We start from the raw sequence: 15,234 nt of genomic DNA, 5'->3' as shown, positions 1-15,234 counted from the left end.
CCACCACGGCGGCCGCCCGGCCCGACATGGGACGATGGGTCCCAGTGCCCCGAGCCCCGAGTGCCCTGAGCACCCGAAGTGCCCGAAGCCCCACGCATGAGCGAAAGCCGAGTACAGCCGAGTGACGACTTACGCCGACCGCACGTTCACCCCGCCGGAGCGCATCCGGAACTTCTGCATCATCGCCCACATCGACCACGGGAAGTCGACCCTGGCCGACCGGATGCTGCAGGTCACGGGGGTACTGAGCGATCGTGACGCCCGGGCCCAGTACCTGGACCGGATGGACATCGAGCGCGAGCGCGGCATCACGATCAAGGCGCAGAACGTCCGGCTGCCGTGGACCGCGAAGAACGCCGACGGCGTCGAGACCGAGCACGTGCTGCACCTGATCGACACCCCGGGCCACGTCGACTTCACCTACGAGGTGTCCCGGGCGCTCGAGGCGTGCGAGGGCGCGATCCTGCTGGTCGACGCCGCGCAGGGGATCGAGGCGCAGACCCTGGCCAACCTGTACCTGGCCATGGAGAAGGACCTGCACATCATCCCGGTCCTCAACAAGATCGACCTGCCCGCCGCGGATCCGGAGCGCTACGCCGCGGAGATCGCGCACATCACCGGCTGCGAGCCGGAGGACGTGCTGCGGTGCAGCGCGAAGACCGGTGAGGGTGTGGAGGCGGTGCTCGACGCCGTCATCGCCCAGGTCCCCGCCCCGGTCGGCGACGCCGACGCGCCCGCCCGGGCGATGATCTTCGACTCGGTCTACGACACCTACCGCGGCGTCATCACCTACATCCGCGTCGTGGACGGGAAGCTCTCGCCGCGCGAGAAGATCAAGATGATGTCCACCGGCGCCGAGCATGAGCTGCTCGAGATCGGCATCGTCTCCCCGGAGCCCAAGCCGTCCGACGGCCTCGGCGTCGGCGAGGTCGGCTACCTCATCACCGGGGTGAAGGACGTCCGCCAGTCCAAGGTCGGCGACACCGTCACCTCCAAGCGCAACGGGGCCACCGACCCGTTGACCGGCTACCGCGAGCCACAGCCGATGGTCTACTCCGGGCTCTACCCGATCGACGGCTCGCAGTACCCCGACCTGCGCGAGGCGCTGGACAAGCTGCAGCTCAACGACGCCGCCCTCACCTACGAGCCGGAGACCTCGGCCGCGCTCGGCTTCGGCTTCCGCTGCGGCTTCCTCGGCCTGCTGCACCTGGAGATCACCCGCGAGCGCCTCGAGCGCGAGTTCGACCTCGACCTGATCTCCACCGCGCCCAACGTCGTCTACCAGGTCACCACCGACGACGGCGAGGAGATCGAGGTGACCAACCCCAGCGACTGGCCGGTGGGCAAGGTCGCCGAGGTCCGCGAGCCGATCACCAAGATCACCATCCTGGCGCCGTCGGAGTTCGTCGGCACCATCATGGAGCTGTGCCAGAGCCGGCGCGGCCAGCTCGGCGGGATGGACTACCTGTCCGAGACCCGCGTCGAGCTGCGCTACACGATGCCGCTCGGTGAGATCATCTTCGACTTCTTCGACAACCTGAAGTCGCGCACCCGCGGCTACGCCAGCCTCGACTACGAGGAGGCCGGCGAGCAGGTCGCCGACCTGGTCAAGGTCGACATCCTGCTGCAGGGCGAGGCCGTCGACGCGTTCTCCGCGATCGTGCACAAGGAGTCGGCGTACTCCTACGGCACCTCGATGGCGACCAAGCTCCGCGAGCTCATCCCGCGCCAGCAGTTCGAGGTGCCGATCCAGGCCGCCGTCGGCGCCCGGATCATCGCCCGCGAGACGATCCGCGCGATCCGCAAGGACGTCCTCGCCAAGTGCTACGGCGGCGACATCTCCCGCAAGCGCAAGCTGCTGGAGAAGCAGAAGGAGGGCAAGAAGCGGATGAAGACGATCGGCCGCGTCGACGTCCCGCAGGAGGCCTTCGTCGCCGCGCTGTCCACCGGGGGCGGTACGGCCACCGAGAAGCCCAAGAAGTAGCCCCGGACGCGAAGCGGGCCCGACTCCCAGCGGGGGAGTCGGGCCCGACGTGTACGTGGTGGGGGGCGGGGAGCGCGGGGGCCGCTTACATGGCCAGGCCTGCCCGGGGGCCGGGGATCGGCCCGCCGCACGGCGCGGGCCGGGCGGCGGGGGCACGGCGCGGCGACAGGATGCGCTGCACCCGCTGGCAGACGGACTCGACGACCGTCCGTCCCTCGGCAGACAGGTGCACCAGCACACGGCGCCGGTCGAGCGGGTCGGCCGACCGGTAGGCCAGCTTCTTCTCGACGAGGCGGTCCACGATCCGGGTGGCCGTGGGGGCGGGCAGCGACGTGTGTCCCGCGACCTCGCCCATGCTGCGGCCGGTGCCGCGGGCGAGCATCAACAGGACGCGCCAGCCGTCACGGCTGACGTCCGTCGAGGACGGGTTGGTGGGCAGGGCTGTGGCCACGGCGTGGTCGACCCGGTCCAGGAACTCGACGACACCCGCGGCTCCAGGCGTCGGGGCAGCCATGGTGGCAGTCCCCGACGCCCGTCGACTGAAAGGCTCGGTCACGATGACGCACTGTACTTGCCGAACGGGCGAAATCCGACCCTGTCCTGGGCAAACGTCCCCCGAGCGCCGGGCGGTCGTCACGCAGCGATGACCGACAGGGCGACGACCAGGCATTTCGTAGACCGCTTGACGTGACCCAACGACATCACGAATGCATCACACCCGGATCTCGTAACGGATCAGCGGGTCAGGACGATCTTCCCCGCCGTCCGCCCCGCGGACATCGCCTCGAACGCCTCCTTCGCGGAGTCCATCGGCAGTTCGGTCCCGATTTCCGGCGCGATCCCGGCCGTCGCGACGAAGTTCATGAGATCCACGAGCTCCTGCCGCGTCCCCATGGTCGAGCCGACCACTTCGAGCTGGAGGAAGAACAGCCGCTGGAGGTCCGCGGGCGGGTTCGGGCCCGAGGTGGAGCCGCAGAGGACGATGCGGCCACCGGGGCGCAGTGCCCGCATGGAGTGCTTCCAGGTGGCCTCGCCGACCGACTCCATGACGGCGTCGACCTTGCCCGGCAGCTTCGCGCCGGACTCGAAGGTGGCGTGCGCGCCGAGCCGCTCGGCCAGCGCGCGCTTCTCCTCGTCGCGGCCGGTGACCCACACCTGGAGGCCCGCGGCGCGGCCCAGCTGGATCAGCGCCGTCGAGACGCCGCCGGAGGCACCCTGGACGAGCACGGTCTGGCCCGGCTGCAGGCCCGACTTGGTGAACAGCATCCGGTACGCGGTCAGCCAGGCGGTGCCGAGCGCGGCGCCCTGGCCGGGGGTGAGGCCCTTCGGGGCGGGGACCGCGTTGCGCGCCGGGACGATCACCTTCTCGGCCATCGTGCCCTGGTGGCGCTCGGTGAGCAGGGTGCGCTTCGGGTCGAGGGTCTCGTCGCCGCGCCAGTCCGGGTCGCCGATGATCGGGTAGAGGACGACCTCGGTGCCGTCGTCGAGGGTCCCGGCGCCGTCGCAGCCGAGGATCATCGGGAACTGGTCGGGCTTGATGCCGACCCCGCGCAGCGTCCACAGGTCGTGCATGTTGAGGCTGGCGGCGGAGACGGTGACGGAGACCCAGCCGTCGGGGACCTCGGGGTCGGGCCGCTCGCCCACGACGAGGGAGTCGAGGGGAGCGTCGGCGTTGGGCTCCTGCGCGTAGACAGCGAACATGGCCCCGAACCTAATGCCTGGGCGCGGGGACTACCGTGTGGAGTGTGCGCACGATCATCGACGGCTGGGACGCGTTCGAGCTGTGGCTCACCGGCCTGCCGTTCGTGGTGCAGGTCGTGTTCGTGACGGTGGTGGTCCTGCCCGCGTGCGCGCTGGTCGCGATCGGGGTCGACCGCGCCACCCGGCGCTTCGACACGCCCCGCGGGCGCCGCGACGGCAGGGCCTGAGCACTCAGACCGGCTGGGCCGCCAGCGCGGTCAGGGCCTCCGAGCAGCCCGCGTCGACGCGCGGGTCGGCGAGCTCGTCGCCCCGGGTCGCCCCGCGGTTGACGATCACGACCGGCACCTCCGCCCGGTGGGCGGCCCGGACGAACCGCAGCCCCGACATGACGGTCAGCGAGGACCCGGCGACGAGCAGCGCACCGTCCTCGGGGGTCAGCGTGGCGACCATCGCGTAGCACCGCGCCACCCGGTCCTTCGGCACGTTCTCCCCGAAGAACACGACGTGCGGCTTGAGGACCCCGCCGCAGGATGCGCACGGCGCGATCCGGAACCCGTCGGTGATCTCCACCGCGGCGTCGCCGTCCGGGGCGGTCTCGACCTGCGCACTGTGCGCCTCGGTGAAGCCGGGGTTCAGCGCGGTGAGCCGGGCCGCCAGCGCGTCGCGGGCGGTGATCCGTCGGCAGTCCAGGCAGACGACCTCGTCGATGCGCCCGTGCAGGTCGACGACGCCGCGGCTGCCGGCCACCGTGTGCAGGCCGTCGACGTTCTGCGTGACCAGCCCGTCGACGACGCCCGCGGCCCCCAGCGCGGCCAGCGCGCGGTGCCCGGGGTTGGGGTCGGCGCGGCGCATCCGGGCCCAGCCGACGTGGCTGCGTGCCCAGTACCGCTGCTGTGCGGCCTCGCCGGAGACGAACTCGGAGTAGGTCATCGGGTTGCGCGGGCGCGAGCCCGGGCCGCGGTAGTCCGGGATGCCGGAGTCGGTGGACAGCCCGGCCCCGGTGAGGACGACCAGGCGTCGCCCGGCGAGCAGATCCAGCGCCGCACCCGGGTCGGTGGTGACGGCGGGGGAGGGCATGCCTTCCAGGGTAGGCGCGCCCGGTGGCTCCCCGCGCTCCGACGGCCCGCGCCTCCGCCCCGCCCCGCCGCCCCTCCGCTTCACCTCCCGCTCCGCCGAGCACCCCCCGCCTGCCGCACGCCTCTCGCCCCGCCGCACGCGCTCGGCCCCGCCGGGGCGCCGAACGTGCCCGCCGAGTGGTACGCGGTGAACCCGTCGGGGCCGGTCCCGGGTCCGTGGTGTGCCACTCGGCGCACCCCGGCGACCGAACTGGTTCGCGATCGCACACCGGGGACGCCGAACGGCCCCGCCCGGCGCGGTGTCCCGGCGATCCTGCGCCGGTGGACGTACCGGGGTGGCCCCTGATCTTCCGCGGCTCGGCCGCTGTCCGAGCCGGTCTCGTGACGGCGCGACGGCTGCAGGGGCCGGCGTTCGTCCGGGTGCTGCCCGACACCTGGGCCGCCCGGCACCTCGTCCCGCTCGGGCACGCCGACCGGTGCCGGGCGGTGTCCCGCTGGTCCGGCGGTCGCGGGGTGATCGCGGGATGGGCCGCGGCGGAGCTGTCCGGTGCTCCGTGCGCGCCGGCCGGGGCGCCGGTCGAGGTGCTGCTCCCGGTCCGGGCCCGGGCCCCGGCCGGGGTGCGCGTGCGCCGCGACCGGCTGCACCCCGGTGAGATCGGGTGGCGCGACGGGATCCGGGTCACCACGCCCTTGCGCACCGCGTTCGACCTCGCCCGTGGTGAGGACGAGACCGACGCCGTCGTCGCGGTGGACGCGCTGGCGTTTCGGCACGGGTTCTCCCCGGACCTGCTGCTGCACTTCGCGGTCCGCTACCGGGGCCTGCGCGGGGTGTCCAGGGTCCCCGGCGTCCTGGGGCTCGCCGACCGGCGCGCCGCGTCCCCACCCGAGACCCGGCTGCGGTTGCTCCTGGTCCGGGCCGGGCTGCCGAGACCGCAGGCCCAGCACCCGGTGCTCGACGACGTCCGGCGCCGCGCGGTGTGGCTCGACCTCGCCTACCCCGCGGTCCGCGTCGGTATCGAGTACGAGGGCGCCGACCACACCGGCCCCGACCGGGTCCTGCGCGTCGCCACGAGGGTGACCCGCCTCGTCGACGCCGGGTGGCGGATCTACCGCTACACCCGGTTCGACCTGCGCGACGAGCCCCGGCGCATCGTCGCGGAGATCGGCCGGGCCCTGGACCACGCGCCGAGTGGTACGCCGTGAACCCGGCCGAGGGGGTCCGAGGTGCCTGACGTGCCACTCGCCGGGCCGGGCCGGACCGGCTCAGGCCAGGGCGTGGCGAGCCGGGCCGGGTCAGGGCGAGGCGGGGCCAGGCGCGCCGGGCCAGGGCGGGGCGAGGCGAGGCCGGGCCGGGCCAGCCAGGCCGGGCCGGGGCCGGGGCCGGGGGCAACGGGCTCAGCCCTGCGGCACCCAGGACGGCGTCCGCTTCTCCCCGAAGGCCCGGATGCCCTCCTGCCCCTCCTCGGAGGCGAAGTAGGACGCGGACAGCGTGTTCATCGCGGCGAAGTCGTCGCTCATCGCCGCCGGGCGCTCGCGCCGCAGCATCGCCTTCGTCCCGGCCAGGGCGCCGGGCGCACCGAGGCGCAGCATCCCGGTGTAGCGGGCCACCTCGTCGTCGAGGGCCTCGGCCGGGACGGCGCTGTTGATCAGCCCGACGGCCACCGCGCGCCGCGCGTCGAAGGTCTCCCCGGTGAGGAAGAGCTCGTGCGCGGCGCGGGCGGACAGCCGCGGCAGGACGGTCACCGAGATGACCGCGGGCACCACCCCGATCCGGACCTCGGAGAAGGCGAAGGTGACCGACTCGGCGGCGACGGCGATGTCGCACGCCGCCACGATCCCGACCCCGCCGGCGCGGGCCGGCCCCGACAGGCGGGCGACGACCGGCTTCGGGGAGTCCCACAGCGTGGTCAGGATCCGCGGCACCTCGGTGACACCCTGCTGCTCGGTGCCCGCGCCCCGCGACTCCCGCAGGTCCATGCCCGCGCAGAACACCGTGCCGGTGTGGGTCAGCACGATCACCCGCACCGCGTCGTCGGCGATCGCCGCGTCGAGGTGCGCGATCAGCTCCCGGCGCAGCTGCGCCGAGAGCGCGTTGCGGTTGCGCGGCGAGTCCAGGGTGATGGTCGCGATCCCGGCCTCGACGGCCAGGTGGACGAGCTCGGGGGAGTCGACGGTGTCTGCCACCCCCGCAGACTAGGACCTCAGGCCTTCGTCCAGGTGCTGGTGATCGACACCCCGGCCAGGGCGAACAGCTGCGACACCGGGCAGCGGCGCTCGGTCTCGCGGGCGAGCTGCGCGACCTGCTCGTCGGTGCCGTCGGTGGTGATGACGGCGTCGATCCGCAGGTTCTGGAAGGTGGTCTCGCCGTCGCGGTGGGTGCCGGTGGTCATCGTCGTCGGGTTGAAGTCGGCGGCGACGTCGAAGCGCACGTGCTCGATCGTGATTCCGAGCTCCTTCGCGACGATCGAGCTGGTGACCTGGTTGCACGACGACAGCGAGGCGAGCGTGTAGGCGAGCGGGCTGGGGTGCTCGTCCTTGCCGCCGAAGGCGGGGTAGGCGTCGGTCTCGATGACGTAGTCGGCGCCATCGACCGCGACGGTCTGCGCGACGCCGGTGCCCTGACCGCTGACGGCGAAGGTGACGAGGGGCATGGGTGAACTCCCAGGGGTGCGATACGTGTGCGGGGGCGGCTGATCAGAGGCGGCGGTTCAGGGGCGCGGACAGAGCGCCCCGGCCGTCCGGGCGAGGTCGATGTGCAGCCTCCGCACGAGCGCGATCACGACGCCAGTGAACCGCACCGAACGGTTGTGCGCGACGTGATGGAGTCGACCGAACCGGCGACGCCCGTGGTCCGATGCGTGCGGTGGCGCCCGTCGCCGGGGAGGGCTACGCTCGTAAACGGAGATTGCTCCGTTTATGGGAGGACAGCTGTGAGGATCGGACTGCACATCGCGGACTTCACCTACCCGGCCGGCCCGGCCGGGCTGGCCGACGACCTGTCCCGGATCGCCGCGGCGGCCGAGGAACAGGGCTTCGCGCGGGTGAGCGTCATGGACCACCTCTGGCAGATCCGGCCGGTCGGACCGGTCGAGACCGACATGCTCGAGGCCTACACCGTGCTCGGCTACCTGGCGGCCCGCACCGAGAAGGTCGACCTGCTGGCCTGGGTGACCGCGGTGACCTACCGCGACCCTGGTCTGCTGGTGAAGGCCGTGACCACTCTGGACGTGCTGTCGAAGGGCCGCGCGATGCTGGGCATCGGCGCCGCCTGGAACGACGAGGAGGCCACCGGGCTCGGACTGTTCTTCCCGCCGACGGCGGAGCGGTTCGAGCGGCTGGAGGAGACGCTGCGCATCGCCCGGCAGATGTGGAGCGACGACGACGGCCCCTTCGAGGGCACCCACTACCGGCTCGGCGCCACACTGAACACACCGCAGCCGCTGCGCAGGCCGCACCCGCCGATCCTGATCGGCGGTGGTGGGGAGAGGAAGACGCTGCGCCTGGTCGCGCAGTACGCCGACGCGTGCAACCTGTTCGGCGGCCCCGAGCTGGAGCGCAAGCTGGACGTGCTGCGCACCCGCTGCGAGGAGGTGGGGCGCGACTACGACGAGATCGAGAAGACGGTCATGACGCGGCTCGACCCGGCCGATCCGAAGGCGGCGGTCGAGGAGCTGTGCGGCTATGCGGCACTCGGCGTGCAGCACGTGCACACCATGGTGCCGGACGTGGCGGCGATCGAGCCGTTGCGGGTGTTCGGGTCGGAGATCATCCCGGCGGCCGCCGAGCTCTGACCCGTTCGGTCAGCCGCCGGGTTGGCGGGGCATCGTCCGGAGGATCGCGACCTGCTGGTCCAGCTCGGCCGCGATCAGCTCGGCGTGCAGGGCGGCGGAGGCGCCGTCGTGCGCGGCGAGCGCGCGGTGGCGGCGCACCAGGTCGTCGATCGAGTCCAGCAGCCGGTCCACGGTCGAGCGGCCGGCCTGGGGTGCCGGGGTCTCCACGGGTGGGGGAGCCTCGGGCAGGGGGTGAATCAACTCTGCGGTCATGCGACGTTCTCCGTTGAACGTGTCGGGGTCGGGGCGTGTTATGCGCAGTCGTTCCTGGTCTCTCGAACTCCGTTGTACCCGCTCCAACGCTCTTTTACTGTGCGTAGAACACCGGTGCGACGCAGGACACGGTGACCGGGTGCGCCGGCGCGGTGACCGGTCGTGATCATCGCCTGTCAGGGGCCGGTCGGCGCGGTCGGCGGGCGAACGGAGGGTGGTCGTCGCGCCGGTCATGGAAACGGCGGGTGACGAGCCCGTGACGGTTCGTTGCGAAACCTGTACCCGAAAGGGTGACGCAACCTAGCGTCCGGACCATGATCATTCGACCGGATGCGCGGTCCGGGCTGCGTGCCCTGATCGTCGGGGCGCTCGTCGCCGTACTGGCCGTCCTCGGCCTCGCCCTGCCCGCCGCGGCCGTCGCCGCACCCGCCCCGGCCGCGCCGGCCGCCGTCGCCGCTCCCGCCGCCCCGGCCGCCGTGCCGGGGGAGGAGGAGTCCGGGCTGCCGGTGCGGGCGCTGTCGTCGCTGCCGTCGCAGGCCACCGACACCTACCGGCTGATCCGCTCCGGCGGGCCGTACCCGTACAGCCAGGACGGGACGACCTTCCAGAACCGGGAGGGGATCCTGCCCGCGAAGTCCTCGGGCTACTACAAGGAGTTCACCGTGACGACCCCCGGGTCGAGCACCCGCGGTGCCCGGCGGATCGTCACCGGATCGGGCGGGGAGTACTACTACACGGCCGACCACTACGCCTCGTTCGTCGTGGTAGACGTCTCGAGGTGAGCACCCTTCCCCGTGAGAGCGCCGGAACCGCCCCCGCCGTCGACGCGGCCCGGGGGCGGGCCGGTGGCTCCGGTCTCGTCGCCGTCGTCGAGGGGGCCGCGGACCGCACCGCGGTCCTGGCCGCCCTCGGCCGGGCGCTGAGCTTCCCCGAGTACTACGGCCACAACCTCGACGCGCTGGCGGACTGCCTGGGCGACCTGTCCTGGCTGCCCCCCGGACCGGTCGAGCTCGTCGTCGCCGACGGGCCGCTCGCCGCGGCCGACCCCGGCACCCACGCGGCCGTCCTGGAGATCCTCGCCGAGGCCGTCGAGACGACGGCGGGCACCGACCGGCCGTTGCGGGTCACCCTGGCGGGTCCCGCGACCTGAACGGCCACGCCCCGGAATCCCAGGGGTGCGGCACGACGTTGACCCCGGGGAACGGTCCGTGACGGGTGGCCGTGGACGGGGAGGAGACCTACCGTGGACGCCATGGGTCTCCGGCTGGTGAGGCGCAGGCACGTCGACCTGTGCCGCCTGCGGTGGGCGCCGTGAGGGGGCGTCCCCCTCCGCCCGCCGACCCAGGAGCGCCCCCATGTCCCGTAGTCCGCACGCCCCGTCCGTCGTGATCGTCGGCGCCGGCCCCCGCGGGGCCGGCGTGCTCGAGCGGATGGTCGCGAGTGCCCCCGAGCTGCTGCCCGACGCCCTCGCCGGGCCCGGCGTCGACGTCCACCTCGTCGACCCGTTCCCGGCCGGAGCGGGCCGCATCTGGCGGCACGCGCAGTCCCCGCTGCTCGCGATGAACTCGATGGCCGCTGACGTCACGATGTGGACCGACGACTCGGTCGTCTGCGACGGCCCGGTGGCGCCCGGCCCGTCGTTCTGGGACTGGGCACGGGACCTGCGCGAGCACGGTGACCCGGTTGCCGAGCTCGGTCCGGAGCTCGCCGACGAGCTGGCGCAGGTCACTGCGTCGACGTTCCCGTCGCGGCGGCTGCAGAGCCACTACCTCGCCGCGGTGCTGCGCGAGGTCGTCGAGCGGGCGCCGGCCGGGATGCGGGTGCACGTGCACCGCAGCACCGCCGAGGCCCTCGACGAGGCCGACGGCCGGCAGGTCGTGACCCTCGCCGACGGCACCGTCCTGCGCGGCGACGCCGTCGTCCTGGCCTCCGGGCACCTCGACGCCACCCCCACCGACGACGAGATCGCGCTCGCCGCCCGCGCCGCCGAGCTCGGCCTGCGCTACCTGCCACCCGAGCAGACCTCGGACTCCGACCTCTCGGTCATCGCCCCGGGCGAGACCGTGCTGGCCCGGGGGCTGGGGCTGGCGTTCGTCGACCTCGTGGTGCTGTTGTTCGAGGGCCGCGGCGGCCGCTTCGTGGCGGACCCGGACGACACCGACCCGGACCGGCTGCGCTACGAGCCGTGCGGGCGGGAGCCGGTGCTCGTCGGCGGGTCCCCGCGCGGCGCGACCTACCACTCCAAGACCCACTACCAGCTGCGGGGCGGGCGTCCGCCGCTGCCGCGGTTCCTCACGCCCGAGGTGGTCGACGCCCTGATCGCCTCCGGTGGCCCGGTCGACGTCGCCACCCAGGTGTGGCCGCTGATGGCGAAGGAGATCGGCTGGGGCTGGTACCACGAGCTGTTCGTCGGCCACCCCGACCGTGTCCGCGCCCGGTGGGACGAGTTCGCCGAGCGCTTCGCGGCCGTCGCACACGGCTCGCCCGAGGAGACGGCGCTGATCGCCGAGCTGGTGCCCGACCCGCTCGACCGCCTCGACCTCACCGCGCTGGACCGGCCGCTCGACGGCGTGCACGCCCCGGACCTGGAGACGCTGCAACCGCTGGTGCGCGAGCGCATCGCCGAGGACCTGCGCCAGCACGTGGACGAGCGGCACACCCCGCACCTGGGCGCGTTCGTCGCGATGCTGTCGGTCTACACCGAGACCACCCGCCTCGCCGGGGCCGGGGTGCTCTCACCGCGCTCGCGGGCGCGGGACCTGCCGTGGTGGCAGTCGTTCTTCAACTCCGTCGCCTCCGGCCCGCCGGGGTTCCGGGTCCGCCAGATGCTCGCGCTCTCCCGTGCCGGGTACCTGCGGTTCCTCGGGGCGGGGATGACCGTCGACGTCGACGCCGACGGGTTCCACGCCACCAGCACCACCCTCGCCGGTGCGGAGCCGGTCACCTCCCGGGTGCTGGTCGACGCCCGGCTGCCCGACCCGAGCGTCTCGCGCACCGTGGACGGGCTGCTGGGCGGGCTGCTCGCCCGTGGTGAGGCCGTCGAAGAGGTGCTGTACGACGACGACGGCGCCCCGCTGCGCAACACCGGACTGCTGTCGGTCCGCCCGGCCGACGGCGCACTGCACACCGCGGACGGCGGGGTGCACGAGCGACGGTTCGCGGTCGGGCCGCACACCACGGTCAAGGTCGCCGGGGCGTTCACCCGGCCCGGGATGAACGCGCAGAGCCTGCGCTACAACGACGCCGTCGCCCGGGCCGTGCTGGGGGCCCTGCCCGGCGCCGCGGCCCGCGCCGTCCCGGCGGCCTGAGCCGTCCCGCCCGGGGTTTGCCCCGGGCGGGACCCGGACTCAGACCGTCAGACCGGAGAACAGCAGGACCGCCAGTCCGAGGCCGACGGCCAGGTTGACCCCGGTCGCCGCGGCGAACACCCCGATCGGGCGCCACCCGGCCTCCCGCAGCGGTGCCGTCCGGAACTCCAGGCCGATCGAGACGAAGGCCAGGATCAGGAACGTAGTCCGGAAGGCGTTGACGTCGCTGATCAGCGGCTTCGCGACGTCGGAGCCGGCGGTCGCGACGAACACGGTCGCGATCACCGAGGCGGCGAGGAATCCGAGCACGAACTTGGGGAAGCGCTCCCAGAACTCGCGCGGGCCCGGCCGGCCCGCCGAGCCGCTGCGCTCGACCTTCAGCGTGAAGTAGGCCGTCAGCGCCACCGCGACGACGCCCAGCAGCGCGTTCTGGGTGGTCTTCACGATGGTCGCGATCTGCAGCGCCTCCTCGCCGACGATCGCCCCGGCCGCGCTGACCGCGGCGGTGGTGTCGATGTTGCCGCCGATCCACGCACCGGCGACGGCGGGCGACAACCCCAGCGCCCCGACGGCGGCGGGCAGCAGGAAGATCGACGGCAGCGCGAAGAGGATCACCAGGCTGGCCGTGTAGGCGAGCTGCTCCTTGCGGGCCTGCACCGCGCCGGCGGCCGCGATCGCCGCGCTGACGCCGCAGATGGACACCGCGGACGCCAGCAGGGCGCGGAGCTTGTCGTCGACCCCGGCCCGCCCGGCGAGCCACCAGGTGAAGCCGAAGACCACGGTGATCAGGACGACCGCCTGCACCACGGCCGGTCCGGCGGCGCGGACGATGACCGAGAAGTCGATCGAGGCGCCGAGCAGGACCAGACCGGTCTTGATGAAGAACTCGGTGCGGAAGCCGCCCGAGAGCCGTTCGCGCAGCCCGGTCAGGGTGAGCACGACGTTGCCGAGCAGCCCGAGCGCGATCGCGTAGACCGGGTACTCGATCGCGTCGGCGATCCCGGACAGCGCGGTGCCCTCGGCGGCGTCCGGGACGGTCTGTTCGAGGTAGCGGACGAGTCCGCCGAGGACGAGGACGACCGCGACGCCGCCGAGCCTCCACAGGACGGGGGAGCGGGTCGGCGCTTGTGTCCCGGTGTCGGGCCCGGTCTCCGGCTGGGTCTGCGGCTGGGTCTGCGGCTGGGTCTGCGGCTGGGTCTGCGGCTGGGTCTGCGGCTGGGTCTGCGGCGCGGTCGGCGGCGTGGTCCGTGGCTCGGTCGGTCGGCCGGCGTGCTGGTCGGTCACGGGACCAGCCACCCCGGCCAGAGCCCGGACAGGATCAGGACGAGCAGGAGGAGGCCGACGACCGTCGCGGCCCAGTCCTCGTTCAGGGCGAGGCGCCGCTGTGCGGGGACGTCCCCGGGCTCGTGGTCGGTGCCGGCGTGGGTGCCGGGCGGGGTGTCGGACGGGGTGCTCACGGGTGGCCCCCGGAGGTGGTGCGGGACATGGAGTTCCTCCACGACGAGTGGGTGCGCGGGTACACGGCGGCGCGTGACCCGGCCGGGCCACGCGCGTCAGAACCGCGGACAGAACTCGTGGTAGGCGTGCGGCCGCCGGGACGGCCAGAACTCCTCCCGGTGTCGCGCGAGGTGCGCGAGGACCGCGGGGTGCGTCGCGCAGCGACGGGACACCGGGGCGGTCATGGCCCCGATCGTGCGCTGTCGGGACGAAGCGGACAAGGTGTCGCCCACGGGACGGACGGGGTGTCCGGACACCGCATCCGCCCGGCCCGTGGGGAGGTCAGCCGGTGGAGACCGGCTGCTCCTGGTCGACCGGCGTCGCCGCGTCCTCGGTCCGGCTGCGGCGCAGCCGGGTGACCGCCGCGCCGATCGCCAGCGCCCACAGCACGAGGATGACGGCGTAGACGGCCGCGGTCACCGCACCGCTCGCGTCGGCGGCCCGCAGCAGCGTCCGGGCGTTGGTGAGGATGATGACGCCGCCGACCGCCGAGCCCAGGACCGGCGCCGGGATGCGGGTGACGAGCCAGGCCGCCAGCGGCGCGGCCAGCACCCCGCCGATCAGCAGCCCGCCGATGGTGGAGGGGTCGAGCACCTCGTGGCCGAGCCCGACGAGGAACCCGGCGCTCGCGGCGAGCGCCACCAGGAACTCCGAGGCGCTGACCGAACCGACGACGGTGCGCGGTGCGGTCCGTCCGGCGCTGAGCAGGGCCGGGGTGGAGACCGGGCCCCACCCGCCGCCGCCGGCCGCGTCGACGAAGCCGGCGACCAGGCCGAGCGGGGACAGGAACCGGGCGCCGTGCGGGGAGGTGCGGGCGGTGGCGACCTTCGGCGGCCGCACGCTGAAGCGCAGCAGGACGTAGACGCCGAGGGCGAGCAGGATCCCCGACATGAACGGGGCGGCGTTCTCGGTGGACAGCGCCGACAGCAGCGTCGCTCCCAGGAACGCGCCGACCGCACCCGGCACGCCCAGCTTGAGCACGAGCTTCCAGTCGACGTTGCCGAAGCGCCAGTGCGAGGCGCCGGAGGCGAGCGTGGTGCCGACCTCGGCCAGGTGCACCGAGGCGCTCGCGGTGGCCGGGTTGATCCCGGCGAAGACCAGCAGCGAGGTCGAGGTGATGCCGTAGGCCATGCCGAGCGCGCCGTCGACCAGCTGGGCCGCGAGGCCGACGAGGGCGAAGACGATGAGTGTGGGCACGGACGATCCTTCCCGGACTGCCGGCGGACGCGGTCCCGGGCCCCGGCGCGTCCCGGTGGGGGACGCGGGTGCGGGGGCGGCCGCGGTCACGGTGACCGGTGGTGTGGTGGGGTGGCGCTCGGCGCCGTGGGACGGGTCAGCGAGCGCGACAGAACTCGTCGAACGCGTCGAGCCGGCGCGACGGCCAGAACCGCTCGAGGTGCGCGACGAGGTGCCAGGACACCGCCGGATCCGCCTGCGAGCGGCCGGGTGACAGGACCCGGTCGGCGGGCGTGGCGGTGGTGGTCACCGATCCATGGTGGAACGCGAGCGGGGTGTCGACAAGCCGACGTCCGCAGGTCGGGACCGCGGTGAAGATGTCCGGACAACGGCTGTGACCAGCTGGTGTCGGGATGGTTCCGGGGTCGGCCCGCTGTCGTGGGCTGCGG

General features: G+C 73.6%; 19 protein-coding genes. 7 read left to right on the top strand and 12 right to left on the bottom strand.

Annotation, left to right across the window (positions count from 1 at the left end):
• The first annotated feature begins 121 nt into the window (after nt 1-121).
• Complete coding sequence (lepA, locus tag KPL59_RS30130; protein ID WP_075311357.1) at nt 122-1,984, top strand: translation elongation factor 4; 1,863 nt, start codon at nt 122-124, stop codon at nt 1,982-1,984.
• Nucleotides 1,985-2,069: 85 nt separating this feature from the next.
• Here the strand turns inward: lepA and KPL59_RS30125 are convergent, their stop codons facing one another.
• The gene (locus KPL59_RS30125) at nt 2,070-2,498 is read right to left on the bottom strand and encodes a MarR family winged helix-turn-helix transcriptional regulator (protein WP_226362787.1); all 429 of its coding nucleotides are present in this window, start codon (nt 2,496-2,498) and stop codon (nt 2,070-2,072) included.
• A 221-nt stretch (nt 2,499-2,719) separates the two neighbouring features.
• Nucleotides 2,720-3,685: a zinc-binding dehydrogenase gene (locus KPL59_RS30120; RefSeq protein ID WP_226362786.1), complete on the bottom strand. Its 966-nt coding sequence runs from the start codon at nt 3,683-3,685 to the stop codon at nt 2,720-2,722.
• A 44-nt stretch (nt 3,686-3,729) separates the two neighbouring features.
• On the opposite strand from KPL59_RS30120, the gene KPL59_RS30115 reads away from it, so the two are divergent.
• Nucleotides 3,730-3,912, top strand: coding sequence for a hypothetical protein (locus KPL59_RS30115; protein WP_226362785.1), 183 nt, complete (start codon nt 3,730-3,732; stop codon nt 3,910-3,912).
• Between the two features lie 4 nt (nt 3,913-3,916).
• On the opposite strand, the gene KPL59_RS30110 is transcribed toward KPL59_RS30115, so the two are convergent.
• Nucleotides 3,917-4,762 carry an NAD-dependent protein deacetylase gene (locus KPL59_RS30110; protein ID WP_226362784.1) on the bottom strand — a complete coding sequence of 282 codons (846 nt, stop codon included), beginning with the start codon at nt 4,760-4,762 and terminating at the stop codon, nt 3,917-3,919.
• A gap of 320 nt (nt 4,763-5,082) precedes the next feature.
• On the opposite strand from KPL59_RS30110, the gene KPL59_RS30105 reads away from it, so the two are divergent.
• The gene (locus KPL59_RS30105; protein WP_226362783.1) at nt 5,083-5,964 is read left to right on the top strand and encodes a hypothetical protein; all 882 of its coding nucleotides are present in this window, start codon (nt 5,083-5,085) and stop codon (nt 5,962-5,964) included.
• A gap of 192 nt (nt 5,965-6,156) precedes the next feature.
• On the opposite strand, the gene KPL59_RS30100 is transcribed toward KPL59_RS30105, so the two are convergent.
• From KPL59_RS30100 to KPL59_RS37870, 3 genes are read right to left on the bottom strand one after another with little or no spacing between them, the layout of a single operon-like run.
• Entirely contained in the window at nt 6,157-6,945 is a 789-nt protein-coding gene (locus KPL59_RS30100) for an enoyl-CoA hydratase-related protein (protein WP_226362782.1), read from the bottom strand.
• A gap of 17 nt (nt 6,946-6,962) precedes the next feature.
• The gene (locus KPL59_RS30095) at nt 6,963-7,412 is read right to left on the bottom strand and encodes an OsmC family protein (protein ID WP_226352004.1); all 450 of its coding nucleotides are present in this window, start codon (nt 7,410-7,412) and stop codon (nt 6,963-6,965) included.
• Nucleotides 7,413-7,469: 57 nt separating this feature from the next.
• Complete coding sequence (locus KPL59_RS37870; RefSeq protein WP_374111682.1) at nt 7,470-7,541, bottom strand: putative leader peptide; 72 nt, start codon at nt 7,539-7,541, stop codon at nt 7,470-7,472.
• A gap of 150 nt (nt 7,542-7,691) precedes the next feature.
• On the opposite strand from KPL59_RS37870, the gene KPL59_RS30090 reads away from it, so the two are divergent.
• Complete coding sequence (locus tag KPL59_RS30090) at nt 7,692-8,552, top strand: LLM class F420-dependent oxidoreductase (protein WP_226362781.1); 861 nt, start codon at nt 7,692-7,694, stop codon at nt 8,550-8,552.
• Nucleotides 8,553-8,561: 9 nt separating this feature from the next.
• On the opposite strand, the gene KPL59_RS30085 is transcribed toward KPL59_RS30090, so the two are convergent.
• Nucleotides 8,562-8,804, bottom strand: coding sequence for a hypothetical protein (locus KPL59_RS30085; protein ID WP_143510327.1), 243 nt, complete (start codon nt 8,802-8,804; stop codon nt 8,562-8,564).
• A 314-nt stretch (nt 8,805-9,118) separates the two neighbouring features.
• Here KPL59_RS30085 and KPL59_RS30080 point away from each other — a divergent pair, with 314 nt between their 5' ends.
• The 3 genes from KPL59_RS30080 to KPL59_RS30070 all read left to right on the top strand — a co-directional run bounded on the left by KPL59_RS30080 (nt 9,119) and on the right by KPL59_RS30070 (nt 12,112).
• Complete coding sequence (locus KPL59_RS30080) at nt 9,119-9,586, top strand: ribonuclease domain-containing protein (RefSeq protein WP_226362780.1); 468 nt, start codon at nt 9,119-9,121, stop codon at nt 9,584-9,586.
• Entirely contained in the window at nt 9,583-9,954 is a 372-nt protein-coding gene (locus KPL59_RS30075; RefSeq protein WP_226362779.1) for a barstar family protein, read from the top strand. The genes KPL59_RS30080 and KPL59_RS30075 overlap by 4 nt, the downstream gene beginning before the upstream one ends.
• Nucleotides 9,955-10,159: 205 nt before the next feature.
• Nucleotides 10,160-12,112 carry an FAD/NAD(P)-binding protein gene (locus tag KPL59_RS30070; RefSeq protein WP_226362778.1) on the top strand — a complete coding sequence of 651 codons (1,953 nt, stop codon included), beginning with the start codon at nt 10,160-10,162 and terminating at the stop codon, nt 12,110-12,112.
• A 39-nt stretch (nt 12,113-12,151) separates the two neighbouring features.
• On the opposite strand, the gene KPL59_RS30065 is transcribed toward KPL59_RS30070, so the two are convergent.
• The 5 genes from KPL59_RS30065 to KPL59_RS30050 all read right to left on the bottom strand — a co-directional run bounded on the left by KPL59_RS30065 (nt 12,152) and on the right by KPL59_RS30050 (nt 15,095).
• On the bottom strand, nt 12,152-13,396 hold the full coding sequence (locus tag KPL59_RS30065) for a putative sulfate exporter family transporter (RefSeq protein ID WP_226362777.1): 1,245 nt from the start codon (nt 13,394-13,396) through the stop codon (nt 12,152-12,154).
• On the bottom strand, nt 13,393-13,569 hold the full coding sequence (locus KPL59_RS30060; RefSeq protein ID WP_226362776.1) for a hypothetical protein: 177 nt from the start codon (nt 13,567-13,569) through the stop codon (nt 13,393-13,395). The genes KPL59_RS30065 and KPL59_RS30060 overlap by 4 nt, the downstream gene beginning before the upstream one ends.
• Nucleotides 13,570-13,665: 96 nt before the next feature.
• Nucleotides 13,666-13,794, bottom strand: a complete 129-nt coding sequence (locus KPL59_RS36155; RefSeq protein WP_255677809.1) for a hypothetical protein — start codon at nt 13,792-13,794, stop codon at nt 13,666-13,668.
• A 97-nt stretch (nt 13,795-13,891) separates the two neighbouring features.
• Nucleotides 13,892-14,806, bottom strand: a complete 915-nt coding sequence (locus KPL59_RS30055; protein ID WP_226362775.1) for a sulfite exporter TauE/SafE family protein — start codon at nt 14,804-14,806, stop codon at nt 13,892-13,894.
• 136 nt (nt 14,807-14,942) lie between these two features.
• Nucleotides 14,943-15,095, bottom strand: coding sequence for a hypothetical protein (locus KPL59_RS30050; RefSeq protein WP_020624367.1), 153 nt, complete (start codon nt 15,093-15,095; stop codon nt 14,943-14,945).
• Nucleotides 15,096-15,234: the final 139 nt, after the last annotated feature.

This window comes from Pseudonocardia sp. ICBG1142 (genome assembly GCF_020496255.1).
GTDB lineage: Bacteria > Actinomycetota > Actinomycetes > Mycobacteriales > Pseudonocardiaceae > Pseudonocardia.
The sequence above is the reverse complement of the archived record's forward strand: the minus strand, read 5'-3'. Positions and strand labels throughout refer to the sequence as shown.

Coding starts and splice junctions, on each gene's coding strand:
- KPL59_RS30080 (WP_226362780.1), top strand. CDS start 9,119: ATGATCATTCGACCGGATGCGCGGTCCGGGCTGCGTGCCCTGATCGTC.
- KPL59_RS36155 (WP_255677809.1), bottom strand. CDS start 13,794: ATGACCGCCCCGGTGTCCCGTCGCTGCGCGACGCACCCCGCGGTCCTC.
- KPL59_RS30085 (WP_143510327.1), bottom strand. CDS start 8,804: ATGACCGCAGAGTTGATTCACCCCCTGCCCGAGGCTCCCCCACCCGTG.
- KPL59_RS30120 (WP_226362786.1), bottom strand. CDS start 3,685: ATGTTCGCTGTCTACGCGCAGGAGCCCAACGCCGACGCTCCCCTCGAC.
- KPL59_RS30110 (WP_226362784.1), bottom strand. CDS start 4,762: ATGCCCTCCCCCGCCGTCACCACCGACCCGGGTGCGGCGCTGGATCTG.
- KPL59_RS30070 (WP_226362778.1), top strand. CDS start 10,160: ATGTCCCGTAGTCCGCACGCCCCGTCCGTCGTGATCGTCGGCGCCGGC.
- KPL59_RS30125 (WP_226362787.1), bottom strand. CDS start 2,498: ATGGCTGCCCCGACGCCTGGAGCCGCGGGTGTCGTCGAGTTCCTGGAC.
- KPL59_RS30095 (WP_226352004.1), bottom strand. CDS start 7,412: ATGCCCCTCGTCACCTTCGCCGTCAGCGGTCAGGGCACCGGCGTCGCG.